The 17,366-nt window shown below is 69.2% G+C and carries 15 protein-coding genes; 9 read left to right on the forward strand and 6 right to left on the reverse strand.

Translation table 11 applies throughout. The features are described from left to right. Positions 1-2 precede the first annotated feature (2 nt). Positions 3-1,583: an amidophosphoribosyltransferase gene (purF, locus tag ACQ5DX_RS01830; RefSeq protein ID WP_430330995.1), complete on the forward strand. Its 1,581-nt coding sequence runs from the start codon at positions 3-5 to the stop codon at positions 1,581-1,583. Positions 1,584-1,725: 142 nt separating this feature from the next. Further along, the gene (purM, locus tag ACQ5DX_RS01835; RefSeq protein WP_430330996.1) at positions 1,726-2,805 is read left to right on the forward strand and encodes a phosphoribosylformylglycinamidine cyclo-ligase; all 1,080 of its coding nucleotides are present in this window, start codon (positions 1,726-1,728) and stop codon (positions 2,803-2,805) included. Positions 2,806-2,989: 184 nt separating this feature from the next. Here purM and ACQ5DX_RS01840 read toward each other — a convergent pair whose 3' ends face one another. The 4 genes from ACQ5DX_RS01840 to ACQ5DX_RS01855 all read right to left on the reverse strand — a co-directional run bounded on the left by ACQ5DX_RS01840 (position 2,990) and on the right by ACQ5DX_RS01855 (position 6,118). Beyond that, positions 2,990-3,205, reverse strand: coding sequence for a DUF3073 domain-containing protein (locus ACQ5DX_RS01840; protein ID WP_420164835.1), 216 nt, complete (start codon positions 3,203-3,205; stop codon positions 2,990-2,992). A 185-nt stretch (positions 3,206-3,390) separates the two neighbouring features. Further along, the gene (locus tag ACQ5DX_RS01845) at positions 3,391-4,344 is read right to left on the reverse strand and encodes an asparaginase (RefSeq protein ID WP_430330997.1); all 954 of its coding nucleotides are present in this window, start codon (positions 4,342-4,344) and stop codon (positions 3,391-3,393) included. After that, entirely contained in the window at positions 4,341-4,991 is a 651-nt protein-coding gene (locus ACQ5DX_RS01850; RefSeq protein ID WP_430330998.1) for an MOSC domain-containing protein, read from the reverse strand. The genes ACQ5DX_RS01845 and ACQ5DX_RS01850 overlap by 4 nt, the downstream gene beginning before the upstream one ends. Next, positions 4,988-6,118, reverse strand: a complete 1,131-nt coding sequence (locus ACQ5DX_RS01855) for a YgfZ/GcvT domain-containing protein (protein ID WP_430330999.1) — start codon at positions 6,116-6,118, stop codon at positions 4,988-4,990. Before ACQ5DX_RS01855 ends, ACQ5DX_RS01850 begins: the two co-directional genes overlap by 4 nt. Positions 6,119-6,206: 88 nt before the next feature. Here ACQ5DX_RS01855 and ACQ5DX_RS01860 point away from each other — a divergent pair, with 88 nt between their 5' ends. From ACQ5DX_RS01860 to ACQ5DX_RS01885, 6 genes are all read left to right on the forward strand, one after another. Further along, a complete protein-coding gene (locus tag ACQ5DX_RS01860) occupies positions 6,207-7,067 on the forward strand; it encodes an aminodeoxychorismate lyase (RefSeq protein ID WP_430331000.1) in 861 nt (286 codons plus the stop codon). A gap of 156 nt (positions 7,068-7,223) precedes the next feature. Continuing rightward, the gene (locus ACQ5DX_RS01865; protein WP_430331001.1) at positions 7,224-8,732 is read left to right on the forward strand and encodes a cytochrome ubiquinol oxidase subunit I; all 1,509 of its coding nucleotides are present in this window, start codon (positions 7,224-7,226) and stop codon (positions 8,730-8,732) included. A gap of 9 nt (positions 8,733-8,741) precedes the next feature. Then, entirely contained in the window at positions 8,742-9,779 is a 1,038-nt protein-coding gene (cydB, locus tag ACQ5DX_RS01870; protein ID WP_430331002.1) for a cytochrome d ubiquinol oxidase subunit II, read from the forward strand. Further along, a complete protein-coding gene (gene cydD, locus ACQ5DX_RS01875; protein ID WP_430331003.1) occupies positions 9,776-11,512 on the forward strand; it encodes a thiol reductant ABC exporter subunit CydD in 1,737 nt (578 codons plus the stop codon). Before cydB ends, cydD begins: the two co-directional genes overlap by 4 nt. Beyond that, positions 11,502-13,229, forward strand: coding sequence for a thiol reductant ABC exporter subunit CydC (cydC, locus tag ACQ5DX_RS01880; RefSeq protein ID WP_430331004.1), 1,728 nt, complete (start codon positions 11,502-11,504; stop codon positions 13,227-13,229). Before cydD ends, cydC begins: the two co-directional genes overlap by 11 nt. 284 nt (positions 13,230-13,513) lie before the next feature. Continuing rightward, positions 13,514-14,272 carry a hypothetical protein gene (locus tag ACQ5DX_RS01885; protein ID WP_430331005.1) on the forward strand — a complete coding sequence of 253 codons (759 nt, stop codon included), beginning with the start codon at positions 13,514-13,516 and terminating at the stop codon, positions 14,270-14,272. 445 nt (positions 14,273-14,717) lie between these two features. On the opposite strand, the gene ACQ5DX_RS01890 is transcribed toward ACQ5DX_RS01885, so the two are convergent. Continuing rightward, positions 14,718-15,425, reverse strand: coding sequence for an FABP family protein (locus ACQ5DX_RS01890; protein ID WP_430331006.1), 708 nt, complete (start codon positions 15,423-15,425; stop codon positions 14,718-14,720). 259 nt (positions 15,426-15,684) lie between these two features. Here ACQ5DX_RS01890 and ACQ5DX_RS01895 point away from each other — a divergent pair, with 259 nt between their 5' ends. Beyond that, positions 15,685-16,995, forward strand: a complete 1,311-nt coding sequence (locus tag ACQ5DX_RS01895; RefSeq protein ID WP_430331007.1) for a cutinase family protein — start codon at positions 15,685-15,687, stop codon at positions 16,993-16,995. A 60-nt stretch (positions 16,996-17,055) separates the two neighbouring features. Here the strand turns inward: ACQ5DX_RS01895 and ACQ5DX_RS01900 are convergent, their stop codons facing one another. Continuing rightward, the gene (locus tag ACQ5DX_RS01900) at positions 17,056-17,361 is read right to left on the reverse strand and encodes a DUF1416 domain-containing protein (protein ID WP_430331008.1); all 306 of its coding nucleotides are present in this window, start codon (positions 17,359-17,361) and stop codon (positions 17,056-17,058) included. Between the last annotated feature and the right edge of the window lie 5 nt (positions 17,362-17,366).

Here is a 17,366-nt window from a genome sequence, read left to right on the forward strand (position 1 = left end):
CCGTGACTCGTGCCGAATTGTCGGTCAACAGTCGGAACCTCCTCGCTACGACCGCCCCGGACGAGGACGAGAACGAACCTCGCGAAGAGTGTGGCGTCTTCGGCGTCTGGGCGCCGGGCGAGGACGTCGCCAAACTCACGTACTACGGGCTCTACGCCCTCCAGCACCGTGGCCAGGAGGCCGCCGGCATCGCCGTCGCGGACGGCTCGCAGGTGCTGGTCTTCAAGGACCTCGGCCTGGTCAGTCAGGTGTTCGACGAACAGACCCTCGGCGCAATGCCGGGGCACGTCGCCGTCGGCCACTGCCGCTACTCGACCACCGGTTCCACCACGTGGGAGAACGCGCAGCCGATCTTCCGCACCACCGCCGCCGGCACCGGTGTCGCGCTGGGCCACAACGGCAACCTCGTCAACACCGCCGAGCTCGCGCAGCGCGCCCGAGAGGCGGGACTGATCAACGAGAAGCGCCCCGGCGCGGCGACGTCGGACTCCGACATCGTCGGCGCGCTGCTGGCGCACGCCGCCGCCGACAGCACGCTCGAGCAGGCCGCGATGACGCTGCTGCCGACGCTGCGCGGCGCCTTCTGCCTGACGTTCATGGACGAGCACACGCTGTACGCGGCGCGCGATCCGCACGGCATCCGACCGCTGTGCCTGGGCCGGCTCGACCGCGGCTGGGTCGTCGCCAGCGAGACCGCCGCACTCGACATCGTCGGCGCGTCGTTCGTGCGTGAGATCGAGCCCGGCGAGCTGCTCGCGATCGACGCCGACGGCGTCCGGTCGTCCCGCTTCGCGAACCCGGAGCCGAAGGGCTGCGTGTTCGAGTACGTGTACCTGGCGCGCCCCGACAGCGTCATCTCCGGGCGTTCGGTGCACTCGACCCGCGTCGAGATCGGCCGCCGCCTCGCCAAGGAGCACCCCGCCGAGGGCGACCTGGTGATCCCGGTGCCGGAGTCCGGCACCCCTGCCGCGGTGGGTTACGCGCAGGGCTCGGGTATCCCGTACGGCCAGGGTCTGATGAAGAACGCCTACGTCGGCCGCACCTTCATCCAGCCGTCCCAGACGATCCGTCAGCTCGGTATCCGCCTCAAGCTGAACCCGCTCAAGGAAGTCATCCGCGGCAAGCGCCTCGTCGTCGTCGACGACTCGATCGTGCGGGGCAACACGCAGCGCGCCCTGATCCGGATGCTCCGCGAGGCCGGGGCGCTCGAGATCCACGTCCGTATCGCGTCCCCGCCGGTCAAGTGGCCCTGCTTCTACGGCATCGACTTCGCCTCGCCCGCCGAGCTGATCGCGAACGGCGCCGAGGGCAGCGGTGTGAACGACACGTTCGAGGAGATGCTCGAGGGGGTGCGCCGCTCGATCGGTGCCGACTCGCTCGGCTACATCTCGATCGACGGGATGGTCGCCGCCACCGAGCAGCCCCGCTCGCGGCTGTGCGCGGCCTGCTTCGACGGCACCTACCCGATCGCGCTGCCCAACGAGGGCATCGGCAAGAACGTCCTCGAGGGGATGTTGGAGTCCGCCGCGGGCGCCGCGATCAGGCACGACAACGACAACGCCGACGCGCTGTCCCGTCCCTAGTTCGCAGGACGCTACCGGTGTGCTCTGTGCACTCCGGTAGCGTAAGGGCGCAATCGAGGTGATTGCGCGTGTACACGTATGCGCGACGACGGCTGGCGCCGAAGTCGACATTCACCGAAATCAAGGCTGGAGCCAGAAACCGATGACCGAGGACAGTACCCGCACGCAGGGCGCTTCGTACGCCGCCGCCGGAGTGGACATCGAAGCGGGCGACCGGGCAGTCGAGCTGTTCGCCCCGCTGGCGAAGAAGGCCAGCCGCCCCGAGGTCATGGGCGGTCTCGGCGGCTTCGCCGGGCTGTTCTCGCTCAAGGGCGGCTACAAGGAGCCGCTGCTCGCGGCGTCCACCGATGGCGTCGGCACCAAGCTCGCGGTCGCGCAGGCGATGGACAAGCACGACACGGTCGGTCTCGACCTCGTCGCGATGGTGGTCGACGACCTCGTCGTGTGTGGTGCCGAGCCGCTGTTCCTGCAGGACTACATCGCGGTCGGCCGCGTCGTGCCGGAGCGGGTCGCGGAGATCGTCGGCGGCATCGCCGAGGGTTGCATCCAGGCCGGCTGCGCGCTGCTCGGTGGCGAGACGGCCGAGCACCCCGGCGTGATGGCGGACGGCGACTACGACCTGTCTGCGACCGGCGTCGGCGTCGTCGAGGCTGACCAGGTGCTGGGGCCGGACCGGGTCCGTCCGGGCGACGTCGTGATCGGTATGGGCGCGTCGGGTCTGCACTCCAACGGCTACTCGCTGGCCCGCAAGGTGCTGCTCGAGATCGACCGCATGTCGCTCACCGGCCACGTCGACGAGTTCGGCCGCACCCTCGGTGAGGAGCTGCTCGAGCCCACCAAGATCTACGCCAAGGACTGCCTCGCCCTCGCGGCCGAGACCGATGTCCGCACCTTCTGCCACGTCACCGGCGGTGGCCTCGCGAACAACCTCGCGCGCGTGATGCCCAAGGGCCTCGTCGCGGAACTCGACCGTGGCACCTGGAGCCCGGCACCGGTGTTCACGATGATCGCGCAGCGCGGCCGCGTCGAGCGCGCCGAGATGGAGCAGACGTTCAACATGGGCGTCGGCATGGTCGCGATCGTCGCGCCCGAGGACGTGGACCGCGCGCTGGCCGTTCTCACGGCCCGCCACATCGACTGCTGGACGCTCGGCAGCATCAAGAAGGCGTCCGACGCCGACGCTGCTCGCGCCATCCTGCTGGGCGATCACCCGCGCTTCTGACACGCACCCACACGACGTCCCCGGAGCCTCGAGCAGAGGTTCCGGGGACGTCGTGTTTTGGCGGCAGGTTCGAACGCGGACGTGCTCGCCGACTGCTACGGAGAACGCCGAATACCACGAAATGAGGGGGAGCCCTCGGGCTCCCCCTCATCTCGAGGTATGTCAGGTGACGTCAGTACGACAGTCAACGACGCCAGTCGTCGTAGTCGTCCTCGTCCCAGCGCGAGCGAGAATCCTCGTCGGCGCGCTTGTCCGCGATCACTCCGCCGTTGCGGGGCGAGCTCGGTGCTCCGCCGTTCGAGAGCTCTCGTTGCAAGCTGTCGAAATCCGTGGACGGCGAGCTGTACTTGAGCTCCCGTGCAACCTTGGTCTGCTTTGCCTTAGCCCGGCCGCGGCCCATGGCTGACCCCCTCGCGCTTTCGCGGGGCGGCCTGGGGAATTTGGCGGCCCCGCGTGAGTGTTGAATGTTTTCCTGCCCAACACTCTAGCGTGGAAAAGTCGCTTCCGCCTCCAGGTCCCATCTCCCGTGGTGTCTGATTTGTCTCACGGGCCCCTTGAGCTGGTGTGATGCCGAATCTGTGCAGGCTAGAACACACCGGGAACGGCGCGGATGGTGCCGACCCTGGCCCCGCCGCCGAGGACGGGTTGCGAGGCCAACGCGGCGTGATCCTCCGACCACGTCACGCCGAGCCGGTGCAGCAGCGCGGCCGTCAACGGCAGACGCGCCCGCTCGTGCCCGTCGTCGATCTTGAACGCGAACGCGGTGCCGTCGGGAAGGGCGCCGGCATGGACGCCGTCGGCGCCGGCCTTGCACAGCAGTCCCGGCACCGCGGGCATCAGCCGCGCGTCGTCGCGTCCGGTCCCGGAGATCACGTGCGGGTGTGCGCGGATCGCGTCGGCCACGGATCGCTCCGGGGAGCCGGGCGCGGCGGTGACGAGGCGCGAGAACGCGCGCGCCAGGTTGGTGAGCGACACCGGGATGATCGGCAGCCCACAGCCGTCGATGCCGAGTTCGGTCTCCGGCTCGCCGCTGATCTCGGTGACGGTCTCGACAACGATCCGCTGCAGCGGGTGGCGAGGGTCGAGGTACGAGTCGGTGGGCCAGTCGTTGGCCGCGCACGCGGCCAGCATGGCGGCATGCTTGCCCGAACAGTTCATGTAGACCGTGCGCGGGGGCGTGCCGGACACGAGGACCCGCGCCCGGGCCAGCTCGTTCGCGGGCAGATCCGGCGGGCACTGCAGGTACGTCTCGTCGAGCCCCGTGCGTCTGAGGAGCTGCTCGACCAGCTCGACCTGGTCGGCCTCGCCTTCGTGTGACGCCGACGCGATCGCCAGTTCCTCGGTCGAGTGCGGGACGAACCCGCTGCGCAGCAGCGCCACGGCCTGCATCGGCTTGTTCGACGACCGCGGATAGATCGGGGTGTGCACCTCGCCGAGCGAGATCGTGGGCGTGCCGTCCGGCGCCAGCACCACCAGCGATCCCCGGTGCACGCATTCGCGGAACCCCGATCGGACCACCTCGACCAGTTCGACGCTCACGACGGCACCTGCTCTCCCAGACGGTTCAGGAACTTCCGGACGCGGGTCTCGGCCCCGTCCGCGAGATCGGGTTGCTCGGCCAGGAGGGCGCGCAGCCGATCGGGGTCGGCGCCGGCGAACACGTCGCGGACGGTCACCCCGTGCGACGGGACCGACAGGACCTCCACCGGGTCGCCGGCCTGCAGGTGTCCGGGCACCAGCACCCGCAGGTACGTGCCGACGTCGGCGCGCTCGGTGAAGCGCTTGGCCCACTGCGGTTCGCCGCTCCAGTGTGCGAAGGTGCCGCACGGCACCCGGGGTTCGGTGACCTCGAGTTCGGTGGTGCCGATCCGCCAGCGGGTACCGACCACCGCGTCGGTGGTCGCGATCCCAGCCACCCGGAGGTTCTCCCCGAACCAGCCCGCGGGCAGCGCCCGGCCGAGCTCGTCACCCCACCGGTCCGCTTCCTCCGCGGAGTACGCGTAGACGGCCTTGTCGCGGCCGCCGTGGAACTTGGTGTCGCACACGTGGTCGCCGGTGACCCCGCCCGCCTCGACACGCACCGGACCGTCGACGGGCCGCTTGTCGATGGCCGTGCGGGGCGATCGCCTGCTGGGCGCGTCGCGTTCGGCGAACACGACGCACACTGCCTCGACGCGCGCCGTCACCGGCGGCCGCGCAACCGGTCGACGGCTTCCCGACCCGCCTGGACCTCGTCGTGCCGGGGCACGGAGTCCTCGTCGATGGACGCGGCGCAGGGGCCGGCCACGAGCGCGGTGTCCACCGGCACGGTCCGCTTCACGAGCGCGAGCGCGATCGGGCCCCACTCGAAGTGGTCGACGACGGTGCCGAGCCGTCCGACGGCGCGGCCGTCCGCGGTCACCGCCTCACCCACCTCGGGGCGGCCCTCGGCGGAGCCGTCGAGTTGCAGCAGCACCAGGTGCCGCGGCGGCTTGCCGAGGTTGTGCACGCGCGCCACGGTCTCCTGGCCGCGGTAGCAGCCCTTGTCGAGGTGCACGGCGCCGTGCTCGGCCGGGCCGCCGATCCAGCCGGCCTCGTGGGGGATGGTGCGCTCGTCGGTGTCGATGCCGACGCGCGGTCGGTAGGCGGCCACGCGCAGCGCCTCGAACGCCCACGACCCGGCCGGGCGGGCGCCGGCCTCGGTGAGCGTGGCCCACCAGCGGGTCAGGTCGGCGCGCGGCACCAGCAGGTCGAACGAGTCGTCGGTGGGCCACGGCATCCGGCGCAGGAACCCGCCGCCCTCCAGCGACACCGCCTCGTAGACGCCCGGCAGTTCGGTGATCCCGAGGGCCGCGAGCATCGCAGGCGAGTTCGTGTCGGGGCCGATCAGGCTCAGCACGGACATGTCGTTGCCGTCCCGGGGATCGGCCTTGGACCAGAACACCATCTTCTGCAGGAAGCTCAGCAGCTCGGGGCCGCGGTCGGTCTCGGTGTCGATCCACGTGACGCCGTCGACGTCCGTTTGTACCCAGTGGTGTTCGATCCGGCCGTTGATGTCGAGGCTCAGGTTCTCGGCGCTCGTGCGGTCGGCCAGCGCCGCGACGTGCTGGCTGGAGATCGTGTGCAGCCACGTCAGGCGCTCGTCGCCGGCGAGCGCGATCACGAACCGGTGCGAGCGGTCGACGACGGCGACCGCTCGGGTCGCGGCGCGCTGCTCGGCGAAGGGGTCTCCGTAGTGCCAGGCGACGCCGGTGTCGGGTGATCCTTCGGGCGGAGGCACGGCGCCGGGTGTGGAGAGAATTGGGCTGGATGCAACGAACGGGGTGTCGACCACGGTCCCATTGTATGAGCGGCAATCGGGCATGCGTCGCGAAGCGGAGTCGGAACTGCAGGTAGCACCGGGTTTTGGCTATGGTGGGCGCATGGTTGAGCAGGTGCTGGTGACGCTGGACGGGCAGGTGCGCGACGCGGAAACGCCGCTCCTGTACGTGGACGACCTCGCCGTGGTGCGCGGCGACGGCGTGTTCGAGACGTTGCTGGTGCGCGAGGGCAGAGCGTGCAAGGTCGCGCTGCACCTGGATCGGCTGGAGGCGTCGGCGCGGGCTCTCGAGTTGCCGTGGCCCGGACGCGGGATGTGGTCCCGGGCCGTGGACGCCGCGGCCCGGGAGTGGGGCAGCGAGCGCGAGGGGTGGATGCGTCTGGTGCTCAGTCGCGGGCGTGAGGCCGGCGGCCCGCCGACCGCGTTCGTCACGGTGGGGCCGTTGGCCGAGCGAGTGCGGCAGGCCCGACGTGAAGGCGTCTCGGCGATGACCCTGCGCCGCGGATTCTCGGTCGACCTGTCGGCCACCGCGCCGTGGCAACTGTTGGGCGCGAAGACACTGTCGTACGCGACGAACATGGCAGCCCTGCGGCACGCGCAGGCGCGCGGCGCGGACGACGTTGTCTTCACGAGCAGCGAAGGCCGGATCCTGGAGGGGCCGCGCTCGACAGTCGTGATCGCCCGGGGTAAGACGTTGATCACTCCGCCGCGGGACCAGAGCATCCTTCCCGGCACCACTCAGAAGGCTCTGTTCGAGGTGGCGCCGGACAAGGGCTACACGTGCGAGTACGCCCCCTTGTTTCCCTCGGATCTCATTGCCGCGGAAGGTGTTTGGCTGATCTCGAGTGTCACGCTGGCGGCCCGCGTCCACACCTTGGACGGGCTGGCCTTGCCGATCTCGCCCGAGGCCGACGACGTGGCCTCATTGGTCGATCTGGCGGTGGAGACGGTCGGCTGCAGCTGACCCCGGCTAGGTTTGAACCGGATGGTCTACTACATTCCGTAGTAACAAACGGCTGCGGGGACGTTGGCCCCGCAGTAGCTTTGTGAACAGGGATCGAGCGGACGCCCACGTCTCGACCCCGAAGCCTGTCCTACGGGCCGAGTTTTCGGAGTAGCCATGGATGTCTTGGATGTCTCCCGGTGGCAGTTCGGAATCACCACCGTCTACCACTTCATCTTCGTTCCGCTCACGATCGGACTGGCGCCACTGGTCGCGATCATGCAGACCATGTGGGTGGTGACCAAGAAGGACCACTGGTATCGCCTCACCAAGTTCTTCGGCAAGTTCTTCCTCATCAACTTCGCGATCGGTGTCGCGACAGGCATCGTGCAGGAATTCCAGTTCGGCATGAACTGGAGCGAGTACTCCCGCTTCGTCGGTGACGTATTCGGTGCGCCGCTCGCGCTCGAGGGCCTCGTCGCGTTCTTCCTGGAATCGACGTTCCTCGGTCTGTGGATCTTCGGATGGACCCGCCTGCCCAAGGGCGTCCATCTCGCGACCATCTGGCTGGCCGCGATCGGCGTGAATGCGTCGGCGTACTTCATCATCGTCGCCAACTCGTTCATGCAGCATCCGGTGGGCGCGAAGTTCAATCCGGAGACGGGACGAGCCGAGCTCGAGAGCATCTGGGCGCTGCTGAGCAACAACACCGCGATCGCCGCGTACTTCCACGCGGTGGCCGGCGGATTCCTGACCGCGTCGACGTTCGTCGTCGGCATCGCCGGTTGGTGGATGGTGCGCAACATGCGCAAGTCCAAGACCACTGCGCCGGAGGAGGCCGAGACCCTCGTCCGGGACGCGCGTGAAATGTTCCGGCCCGGTGCGCGGCTCGGCATGCTCGTCATGATCATCGCCGGCATCGGCCTGATCTACACCGGTGACGTCCAGGGCAAGCTCATGTTCCAGCAACAGCCCATGAAGATGGCATCGGCGGAGTCGTTGTGCCACACGGAGACCGACCCGGACTTCTCGGTTCTCACGGTCGGCACCCACAACAACTGCGACAGCGTCACCCACGTGATCAAGGTGCCGTACGTGCTGCCGTGGCTCGCGGAGGGCAAGTTCAGCGGGGTGACGCTGCAGGGTGTCGAGGACCTGCAGGCGCAGTACGTCGACAAGTTCGGCCCCGGCAACTACCGTCCCAACCTGTTCGTCACGTACTGGTCCTTCCGCGCGATGATCGGCCTGGCGGCCGGCTCGTTGGCGCTGGCTCTCGCCGGACTGTGGGCCACCCGCGGTGGCCGTGTCCCGGACCAGAAGTGGTTCAAGTGGCTGTGCCTCATCGCGATTCCGACACCATTCCTGGCGAACAGTGCGGGCTGGATCTTCACCGAGATGGGTCGCCAGCCGTGGGTGGTGGCACCGAACCCGACCGGCGTCGACCTGATCCGTCTCACCGTCGACCAGGGCGTGTCGGATCATTCGGCCGGACTCGTCCTGACGTCGCTGATCGTGTTCACGCTGCTGTACGGCGCTCTGGGTGTCGTGTGGTTCTACCTGATCCGCCGGTACGCGATCGAAGGCCCGTCGCCGCACGATCTGCATCCGCCGGTCGAGGGCCCGAAACCGAGGGCCGGTGGTCCGGGCGAACCGGAACCCGAAGAGCAACTGTCGTTCGCGTACTAGGAGACCGTCATGGGACTGCAGGAATTCTGGTTCATCCTCATCGCGGTGCTCTTCACGGGCTACTTCGTGTTGGAGGGCTTCGACTTCGGTGTCGGCATGCTGATGCCGGTGCTCGGCAAGACGGACAACCGTCGTCGTGTTCTCCTCAACACGATCGGGCCGGTCTGGGACGGGAACGAGGTCTGGCTGATCGTCGGTGGCGGCGCATTGTTCGCGGCCTTCCCCGACTGGTACGCAACGCTGTTCTCCGGGTTCTACCTACCGTTGCTGCTCATTCTGGTGGCGCTGATCCTGCGGATCGTCGCGATCGAATGGCGCGGCAAGATCGATGACGACAGGTGGCGCTGGCGGGCCGACCTGGGCATCATGATCGGATCCTGGGTGCCGGCCGTGCTGTGGGGCATCGCGTTCGCAAACATCGTTCGCGGTGTGGCGATCAACGCCGACAAGCAGGTCACGTCGAACTTCTTCGAGTTGCTCAACCCGTACGCGCTGCTCGGCGGCATCACGACCGCGCTCGTGTTCGCCTTGCACGGTGCGGTGTTCATCGCACTGAAGACCGCCGACGACGTCCGCATCGACGCCGCCGACATCGCGAAGAAGCTCGCCATTCCGACCGTGCCCATCGCGGGCGGATTCGTGCTGTGGACCCAGCTGGCCTACGGCAAGGGCTGGACGTGGATCCTGGTGGCAATCGCGGCAATCGCCGTGATCGCGGTGGTGGTCCTCACCCGGGCGGAGCGTGAGGGCTGGGCGTTCGCGTTCACCACGGTCGCGGTGATCGCCACGACGGTGCTGCTGTTCGCGTCGCTGTACCCGAACGTGATGCCGTCGACGACCGATCCCGCGTACAGCCTCACGATCGAGAACGCGTCGTCGAGCCACTACACGCTGACGGTGATGAGTTGGGCGGCAGTGATTCTCACCCCGATCGTGCTGATCTACCAGGGCTGGACGTACTGGGTGTTCCGGAAGCGGATCTCCACCAAGCACATTCCGCCGTCGATCGGTCTGCCGCGCAAGGCCGGATCCTCGAAGGTCGGATGAGTACTGCGACCGATCGCCCCGCCCGAGCGCGACGACGGGCGGGGCGACGAGCAGAACGAGCCGGCGGGCCGGTCGATCCGCGGCTGTGGAAGTACTCGGCGTCGGCGCGCGGATATCTGATCTTCACGGTGGTGCTGTCCGCGGTCAACGTCGCGATGGTGATCGTCTCGGCGGTGCTGATCGGCACGATCCTGGCCGGTGTCATCACCTCGGATCGGCGCAGCATCGCGGACTGGCGGACCGACCTGATGTGGCTGGCGGTGGCGGTGGCGGTGCGCGCGCTCGCGTCGTGGCTGCACGCGCGCTACGCCCACCGGGCTGCCAATCGTGTCGTCTCGGAACTCGAGGTGGAGGTGCTGCAGGCCGCGGTGCGGATGCCGCCGCGGGCGCTCGATCCGCGCCGCGACGAGATCGCGACGGTGCTCACGCGCGGCGTGCGGGCGATCGCGCCCTACCTCACCGGCTACCTGCCCGCGCTGATCCTGGCGGCCACCCTCACGCCCGCGACGTTCGTGGTCATCCTCTTCCAGGACCTGACCGCGGCGATGATCGTCGTGATCACGCTCCCGCTCATCCCGGTGTTCATGATCCTGATCGGGTTGCTCACCAAGGGGAAGTCCGAGCAGACACTTGCCGCGCTCACTCGACTGTCGGCGCAACTGCTCGACCTGATCGCCGGCCTGCCGACGCTACGGGCCCTGGGGCGCGAGCACGGTCCGGCCGCGCGGGTGCGCGAACTCGGTGACGCGCACCGCAAGACCACGATGTCGTCGCTGCGCGTGGCGTTCCTGTCGTCGATGGTGCTCGAGTTGCTCGCGACGCTGTCGGTGGCGCTGATCGCCGTCAGCATCGGCCTGCGCCTCGTGTTCGGCAACATGGAACTCGAGCCCGGCATCGTCGCGCTCATCCTCGCGCCCGAGGTGTACCTGCCGCTGCGGATGGTCGGCACCCAGTTCCACGCCGCCGAGGATGGACTTGCGGCCGCCGGCAAGGCCTTCGGCGTCCTCGACGAGGCACCACGCCGTGAGGTGTCCGGCACCGCGGTGGTCGTGGCGGACGGTGCCGTCGTCGAACTCGCCGGGGTGAGTGTGAGATCCCGGTCCGGGACGGCACCGCACCGGCTCGACGCGCGCTGCGTCCCCGGGGAGGTAACGGTACTCACCGGCGCCAACGGTTCCGGGAAATCGACTGCGTTGCAGACGATCCTGGGCCTGACTTCCCCCGACGAGGGGGCGGTACGGGTGGCCGGGGTCGATGTCGCGGACCTCGAGCCGTCCGGCTGGTGGTCGCAGATCGCGTGGCTCCCGCAGCACCCTGTGATCGTCCCCGGAACCTTGGTGGAGAACCTCGCACTCGTGGGGGACGTCGACGTCGATGCGGACGACGTCCGGCAGGCATGCCGGGCAACCGGATTCGACGCCGTGCTGCAGGAGTTGCCGCGCGGCTGGGACACCGTCGTCGGTGCCGGCGGACTGGGGCTGTCGCTCGGCCAGCGGCAGCGGCTGGCATTAACCCGCGTGCTCGTGTCGCCGCGCCCGGTGCTGCTACTCGACGAGCCGACCGCACACCTCGACGACGACACCGAGCGGACGGTGCTGTCGTCGCTGCGGGACCTCGCCCGGACCGGACGCACGGTCGTCGTGGTCGGGCACCGGCCGAGCGTGCTCGCCGCAGGCGATCGCGTGATCGAGGTCGCGGCCCGTCAGGAAGTCGGTGCGGACCATGAATCGTGATCTGTTGCGGGCGATTCGCCTGCTGGATCTGCAACCGCGCCGCGTGCTGGCCGCGATCGCGGCGGGTGTCGCGACGCTCGGGAGTGCGCTCGCGCTGGCGGCGTTGTCGGCGTGGCTGATCACCCGCGCGTGGCAGATGCCGCCGGTCCTCGACCTGTCTGTCGCGGTGGTCGCGGTGCGCGCCCTCGGCATCTCCCGCGGCGTCTTCCGCTACCTCGAACGCCTCGCGACGCACGACGCCGCGCTGCGCGGCACCACGTCGGCGCGAACGATGATCTACCGGCGTCTCGCCGACGGCGATCCCGCCGCCGCTGCCGGGCTGCGCCGCGGAGACCTGTTGGCGCGCACCGGCGCCGATGTCGATGCGCTCGGTGACGTCGTGGTGCGCGCACTGATCCCGATCGCCGTCTCGGTGATTCTGGCGTTGTCCGCGGTGGTCCTGCTCGGGTTGATCTCACCGGCTGCCGCGGTGGTCCTGGCGGTGGCGCTCGCGGTGTCGGGGGTGCTGGCGCCGTGGCTGTCGGCGCGGGCCGCACACCTGGCCGAGTCGGAGAGTGCCGCGGCGACTGCGCTGTTCAGCGAGACCGCGGTGACCGCGCTCGACCACGCCGCCGAGCTGCGCGTGGCCGGGCGGTTGGACGACGTCCTCGTCGGCGCCGAGAACGCGAACCGGGACGCCGTCCGCGCCACCGACCGGGCCGCGATGCCGGCGGCGTTCGCCGCGGCCGCGACGCCGCTCGCGATCGGGGCGAGCGTCCTGGGGTCGCTGCTGATCGGCATCACCCTCTACGGACCGGACGGCGGGACCCCCGGCGCGATGACGCCGATGTCGCTCGCGATCCTCGTCCTCGTTCCGCTCGCGGCGTTCGAGGCGACAGGGGCGCTGCCCGCGGCGGCCATCGCATTGACCCGGGCCCGGATCGCGTCGGGGCGGATCCTCGCCCTCGTCGACCGGGCGGGGGAGCCGCAGCCCGACGGAACCGAGGTCCCCGCCGGGCCCGGCCGCATCCGGGCGGGGAAGCTCCGGTGTGGCTGGCCAGGCAGTGAACGCGCGACGACGGCGCTCGACCTGGACATCGCGCCGGGTGGTCGCATCGCGGTCGTCGGCGCCAGCGGCGCCGGGAAGACGACGTTGTTGATGACGCTTGCCGGGCTGTTGCCGCCGGTCGCCGGGACCGTGTCGGCCGACGGTGTGCCGATCGACCAGTTCCGGCGGGACGACCTGCGTCGACGGTTCGGGTTCTTTGCCGAGGACGCCCACGTGTTCGACACCTCGGTGCTCGAGAACCTCCGTGTCGCCCGCGGCGACCTCACCGAGGACGCGGCGCTCGAGGTGCTGGCGACGGTGGGACTGGGGGAGTGGGTCTCGCAACTCCCACGCGGGGTGCACACGTCCCTCGGCGGTGGCGCGCGGGCCCTGTCGGGCGGCCAGCGCCGACGGCTGCTGCTGGCGCGTGCCTTGGTGTCGCCGGCGCGGGTGCTCCTGCTGGACGAACCGACCGAGCACATGGACGCCGTCGACGGCGCCGCGATGCTGCGGGCGCTGCTCGACCGGGACTCCACGCTCGTCGACACCGACCGCACGGTGGTGCTGGTAACGCATCAATTGCCGCCGGATACCGGCGCGGATCGGATCGTGACGGTCGGCGGCGAGCGGGGCGCTACGACGGAGTGTGTCAGCGAACGAGTCGAGTTCGACTCGTCGCACCGCGCCTGACCACGAAGAACGGCGCATCCTCTGCAGTGGACGCCGTACTGAAACGCGTTCTACTCAGTGGAGGTCATCGCCCGCCTGCCACCTGGTGTTACACACAATGTTGGCTGGAAATGTAGCGCTACCTGCTGTGCAGTGACTTTGGACGAACGTCCGGAATGGTGGCATCATGTGATTGCATTCACCGAAATGTGCGCGGTATGCGCAGTTTGGCGAGTCGATACTGGAACGTGTTCTACCCGATCCTGATTTCCCCCTCGTCAGGACGAACGAAGGAGATTGGTTACATGTCTCGACCTGTGTCTCGCCGCATCGCGGCCTCCATTGCCGCTGCGGCCGTCGTCGTCGGTGGTGTCGGACTCGGTGCCGGCACGGCCATCGCCGCGCCGGGCTCCATCGGATCCGCGGGCGCCGCCGCCACCACCGGGACTACGCCGCAGCAGGGTACCGAGTACCCGAAGTCGGCGACCGTGTCCTCCGACAACATCCAGTTCACCCGTGAGGTGGTGGGCGACGGAACGGTGGCGCCGGGCCAGAACGTCACCTACCGGACGACCTTCTCCGTCACGAACGGTCTCGACCGGTTCCTCGCGAAGTTTGTCGACGTTCCGCCCGGTGCCGACTTCACCTACGTTGCCGGGAGTGCCAAGGCCCATGGCAAGTCCGTGGACGTGGCTGTCGACGCGCCGACCGGAACCGTCACGATGACCTCGGCGGGCTGGAGGCTGTCGAAGAACACCGGGGATACCGTCGTGTTCGAGGTCACCTACAAGGCGCCGAGCAACCTGACCATCGGAAACGTCTACAACAGCGGCGTCGTCTTCAAGCCCACGACGTGGCTCACCGACCAGAACTTCCCGAACGTCGGTGCTTGGGTCAAGGCTCGCGGCTCCAACGCCGGTGAGGCCGTGACCGGCAGCCTCGACGCGTCGGGCTTCGGCTCGTCCGGCCCGATCTTTTCGGGCTCGGCCGGCTCGGCGATCATCAACGACCCCTCCAGCTTCATCGGCGACATCATCAGCCGCGTCCTCTCGAACGGCAGCTAGTACCACCGAAACGGAGAACCACGGCCGACCGCGAAAACGTGCCGTGAGCTCCCGTTCCGGGGATGGAACAGAGCAGTGAGCCCCGTCCTGGCAGCGTCCAGGGCGGGGCTCACTCGTTCGGTGAGTCATTTCGCGGGAAAAATCCGTTGCCGAGTGTTCGGGCCGGGCGTAGCTTCGTGCTTACACGAGGAAGGAGGTGGTCTGAAGTTGATTGACAGACGGACACGTGAGGTGGCTGTCAGCTAGCCACGACGCTCTCGGAATTCGCGCGAGCGGAGCCCGCGGAACGAGCCATCGGCTCGACCGCGCCGCGGCTGGCGAATCCCAGGCAGCTACCCGACCCCCGAGCCCTCCGGTCACGTCCAGACCGGAACCCTACGAAAACGAAGCCCCCGGGCCTCGTCAGTGGAGGGCCCGGGGGTCGCTGCTGTGTATGGGGTGATTCTCAGCCGATGTAGCGCTGCAAGCGCGCCGAGAAACGCGGCTCGAGGGGGCCGTCGGCGACGACGCGCTCCTCGACGTAGGCCAGATCGCCACCGTCGACGATGCCGTAGAGGCGCTTGGCTCCGCCGATCAGCTCACCGGACTGGCTGCGGATGACGACGTCCGTCCCGAGCTCCCACGACGACTGCGTCAGGGCCTGCCCGTAGAACAGTTCGACGACGCCGGACGCGTGCGTGAGCAGGAGTTCGATGACCTCTTCGTTCGTGCTGCCGGGGATGCCGTCGCCGGCGACGCGCCAGAAGCCGCTCTCGCGCTGATCGGGACCGACATACGCGCCGTCGGCGTCGAGACGCCACGAGCGCGATTCCCACGACAGGTAGTTGCCACCGTCGTGCGAGACGACGATCTGCTGGCCGAACGGGTAATCGCCGGTCTCCGGATCGTGCCCTTCACCCTCGCCGCGCCACACGCCGACGAGCGGCAGCAGCGCGAGCATGCCGGGGTGCAGATCGGGGCCGGAACGCAGATTCGCGGTGTCGTCGGGCAGCGGCAGATCGGGCAGGTTCGCGATGTTGCGACCCGCCGTCTCCTTCGCGCGCTCTTCGGCAGCCGCGACCGCCCGGTCGCCACTGCCTCGGACAACGTTCGATTCGGCGTCGTCAGGCTGAGCAGGCGTCGACTCGGGGCCCGCGTCCGGATCCTGGCTCACGGCTTGTCGGTGACCAGCCGGTACACGACGTACAGCGAGAACCAGGTGATCAGGATGGCGGCAAGGACAAGGAGAACCTCGAAGAAAATGACCACGGCGCCCATCTTAGACCGGACCCCTGGATCGTCCGAAATCGGTGCTTCGCCGGGCGATCTCGACGAATCCCGATCGCCCGCCCGATCGCGGGGTACGGTGCTCCCGAATCACGAACGAATCGCGAACTGTCGCGCCTGCGGGGGTGCGCACGACGGAGGTGTCGATGGGTCGTCGAGTGATGGTGTCCGTCCTCGCAGGGGTGGCTGCGGCAGCGACGCTGTTCGCGTCGGTCGCGCCGTCCGTGGCCGAGAGCCCCGGTTCGTCGGGTTCGGGTTCGTCGGGTTCGGGTTCGCAGCTCGGCCCGGTGAAGAACCCCGACAATTACGGCGACGGCTGCCCCGACGTCCTGGTGGTCGCAGTGTCCGGGGCCACCGACTCGACCGTCGACCGCGACCCGTTCGACGACAAGGATCGGGTGCCGTGGGCCAACTGGCTCTCGAACGTCACCGTTCCGCTCGGCGAGGCCAACCGGGATCAGCCGGGCACCGTCGGCTGGATGTACGTGCCGTACCCGTCGACGTACGGCGTGGGCGTGCTCGAGAACGTGCCGACCTATCAGGATTCGGTCGCCGCCGGCGTGGCGTCGACCAACCGCATCCTCGACGAGAAGAAGACGCAGTGCGGCGCCGCCACCCGGTTCGTCCTGCTGGGGTACAGCGTCGGCGCCGAGGTCACCGAGCGGGTGGCACGCGAACTCGGTCACCGGGACGCCTCGGCGACCGTCACCGCCGACGACATCGCCGGTGTCGCCCTCGTCGGCGACCCCTACCGGCCCGCGGGCACCCCGTCGCTCGGGGAGCCGGGCCCGCGCGGCGGCGGGTTCATGTCGTCGGAGCCGGCCGACTACGGCGCCCTCGAGGGCAAGGTCCTCTACGACTGCCGGCCCTACGACATCGCCTGCGACGCACCGCCGGACATCGCCGTCCTGGAACTCGCGCTCGGAATCCTCGGACAGATGCGATTCACGCTCCTGAACCCGGTGCAGACCTTCGCCGACTTCGGCCGCGTCGTGTCGGACATGTCGGCGCGCGCGATCGCGCACATCGTCACGCGGGAGGACTGGTTCACGTCGGACGAGTCGCTGCTCGACGTGCTGCGGATGGTCGCGGATCAGACCTACCGCGACGACGCGGCGACGGCGGCGGCCACCCCGGAGCGGATCGCGGCGCTCGATGCCTGGGCGCGCGGACCGGGCGCCGACGTCGTGCGCGCGAAACTGGCCGCCGAGGGTGCGGGGTTCGTCGAGGACAACCGTGGAGTCGTCGACCTGATCCTGGAGCCGTACATCTTCCTGGGCGTGGTTCAGCACCTGCTGTACTGGCTCCCCGGCCCGGCCCCGTTGCTCGGGGACAGCGAGAAGCTCGTCGACTGGATCGGCGGTCTGGCACGCGACGACGCGCCGCACACGCCGACGCCCGCCGGTTCGGCGGGATCGTTCGGTTCGGCGGGATCGGCCGGGTCGTCCGGCTCCTGACGAAACGACGTGGGGCCCACTCCGTTTCGGAGTGGGCCCCACGCTGTCCTGTACGTCGGACTACTTGGCGACCGACACGTCGACGTTGTAGACGCCGGCGCTGTCCGGGTTGATCGTCACGTCGCCGTTGCCGGTGCTCGACAGGGCGCGGACCTTCCAGGTGCCGGGCGCCGCGAAGAAGCGGAAGTCGCCGGTCGCGGACGCGACGACCTCGGCGGTGAACTCGTCGGTGCCGTCGAGGAGGCGGACGAACGCGCCGCCGACCGGCTGACCGTCAGCGGTCAGCACGCGGCCGGTGATGACGGTCTCCTTCTCGACGTCGATGCCGGCAGGCAGGGTCTGGGTCTGAACAGGTGCTCCGCACATAACTC

Origin of the sequence: Rhodococcus sp. ACT016, assembly GCF_050477185.1 — a bacterium.
Classification (GTDB): Bacteria; Actinomycetota; Actinomycetes; order Mycobacteriales; family Mycobacteriaceae; genus Prescottella.